The sequence below is a fragment of the Serratia sp. ASV30 genome (assembly GCF_016428815.1).
In the GTDB taxonomy this organism is placed as follows: domain Bacteria; phylum Pseudomonadota; class Gammaproteobacteria; order Enterobacterales; family Enterobacteriaceae; genus Chania; species Chania fonticola_C.
This window is the reverse complement of sequence record NZ_JAELTL010000302.1, coordinates 1-224: the sequence shown is the minus strand read 5'-3', so window position 1 is coordinate 224 and position 224 is coordinate 1. Positions and strand designations below refer to the sequence as shown.

The 224-nt window shown below is 63.4% G+C and carries 1 pseudogene; it reads left to right on the top strand.

What is annotated here, in order from left to right:
• Nucleotides 1–224 (top strand): annotated as a pseudogene (locus JHD74_RS26550) (aspartate dehydrogenase); the annotation flags it as partial.

Below are 224 nucleotides of genomic sequence, written 5' to 3'. Positions count from 1 at the left end.
GGCTGGCAGTGATCTCTACTGGCGCCCTGGCAGATGCCGCATTGCAGCAGCGTTTGCAGCAGTCCTGCGCACGTTACCACGGGCGGCTGATCGTGCTGTCTGGTGCGGTGGCGGGTATGGATGGCCTGGCTTCGGCGCGGGAAGGCGGGTTGGACAGCGTGACCTATCAGTCCAGCAAAAGCCCGGCCAGTTGGCGCGGCAGCCCGGCGGAAAAAATGATTAAT